Source organism: Pseudomonas sp. TAA207 (genome assembly GCF_001529285.1).
Lineage (GTDB): Bacteria > Pseudomonadota > Gammaproteobacteria > Pseudomonadales > Pseudomonadaceae > Aquipseudomonas > Aquipseudomonas weihenstephanensis.
This window is the reverse complement of sequence record NZ_LLWJ01000006.1, coordinates 1-1,337: the sequence shown is the minus strand read 5'-3', so window position 1 is coordinate 1,337 and position 1,337 is coordinate 1. Positions and strand designations below refer to the sequence as shown.

Here is a 1,337-nt window from a genome sequence, read left to right as displayed (position 1 = left end):
TAATTTCTTTTTCCAATATCCAAGATACTGTGTAGTATGTAAATTCATCTTTCATCATCCAATTACTCCTGTCTTAATATTTAATCTTTGCTGACTTGATAAGTGATATAAATTGCACTTCTTACAGTAATAAGCTCTAACTGGTATCTTATCAGCTTTCTTTTTGTTATGTTGGGCATTTGCTATTGAATATAAAGCGCCCATTTTTGTGTATTTGCGTTTCTTACACATAATCCAACCACTCCTTTATTGTAAATAACTCAAAGCCTTTTAGTTTGTCTTGCTTTTCAATTGCCATCTGCTTATTATCTTGCTCTCTTAGCAGTTCAATTATAGGCCTACCAATATCAAACCACTTGACAACTGTATTAGCTTTAAGTCCGAAATACTTAGCACATTGAGCTTTACAGCTAAAGTGTAGTTCTTCTTCTGTAATAGGGTTATAAGCTACTATTTCCCTATCCTTTCGCATCGCCATTATTTAACCACCTTTCTATAAGACAATATTATCAAATTACTTTATATTTGTCAAGAATTAACTTAGACCTCTTCAATAAATTCTAAGTATCTTTCATCCATCGCTTTAATTTCTTCTTTAGTGAACTCTGACTTGAAGTTATTTCTTTCTTCTTTGAATCCTAGGAAGATGAACTTTTCACCTAGCTCATTTTTAAAAGAATTCAAATATCCTTTTTTGTTGTTCATCAATTTAACATTGTATTTTTCATTTGTATCTCCTTAATTTCTATAAGACTATAATATCAAAAAAAGTTCACACTGTCAAGCATAAACTCTTTTAACTTTTATTTTTCTACTTTCTTTTTAAAATGTTGTAAATGTTTAGCTACTTCATGTTTATCAATTTCTTCTTGTGTCCATTTATAACGTTTTTGGTTAGGCACTTTAAGGAAAAATTCCAGTCCAATATCTTTTGCCAAATAGCCGTTTCTATCATGAGGCTCTGGAATACAGATGTAAAACAACTCATCTTTTGCTACTTCCCATTTATCACGGTTCAATAATAACCATAGATGGGCCTGTTTAGTATTACCACTTAAACCAAATGCTGCTAAAGTATTTTTATAGCTCTCTGTATTGTCAACTTCAAGCCAAACTTTTTCAAATAATTCATCAAAAATTTCTTTGCTGAAGCGTATATCATATAGTGTATTATCAGCATCTAACGTTTGATGTTCTTCTAGCCATTCGTTCAACTCTTTAGAGATAATAATTTTTTCTGTCATTTTATTCGCCTTTCCAGTTTTTGAAATCATCAGCCATATCTTGTATAAAGCCCATAATATCGTCAGTAGTGTACTCTGTAAGCTCATTCTCGT

General features: G+C 31.0%; 3 protein-coding genes. All 3 read right to left on the bottom strand.

What is annotated here, in order from left to right; all coding sequences use genetic code 11:
• Positions 1-223: 223 nt before the first annotated feature.
• Positions 224-478 carry a hypothetical protein gene (locus AP059_RS00045; protein WP_059874872.1) on the bottom strand — a complete coding sequence of 85 codons (255 nt, stop codon included), beginning with the start codon at positions 476-478 and terminating at the stop codon, positions 224-226.
• A gap of 62 nt (positions 479-540) precedes the next feature.
• The gene (locus AP059_RS22370; RefSeq protein WP_165599901.1) at positions 541-705 is read right to left on the bottom strand and encodes a hypothetical protein; all 165 of its coding nucleotides are present in this window, start codon (positions 703-705) and stop codon (positions 541-543) included.
• A gap of 98 nt (positions 706-803) precedes the next feature.
• Entirely contained in the window at positions 804-1,244 is a 441-nt protein-coding gene (locus AP059_RS00040; RefSeq protein ID WP_059874870.1) for a hypothetical protein, read from the bottom strand.
• Positions 1,245-1,337 lie beyond the last annotated feature (93 nt).

Bases quoted from the DNA above. Each gene is read 5' to 3' on its own strand.
- AP059_RS00045 (WP_059874872.1), bottom strand. From the start codon at position 478: ATGGCGATGCGAAAGGATAGGGAAATAGTAGCTTATAACCCTATTACA.
- AP059_RS22370 (WP_165599901.1), bottom strand. From the start codon at position 705: ATGAACAACAAAAAAGGATATTTGAATTCTTTTAAAAATGAGCTAGGT.
- AP059_RS00040 (WP_059874870.1), bottom strand. From the start codon at position 1,244: ATGACAGAAAAAATTATTATCTCTAAAGAGTTGAACGAATGGCTAGAA.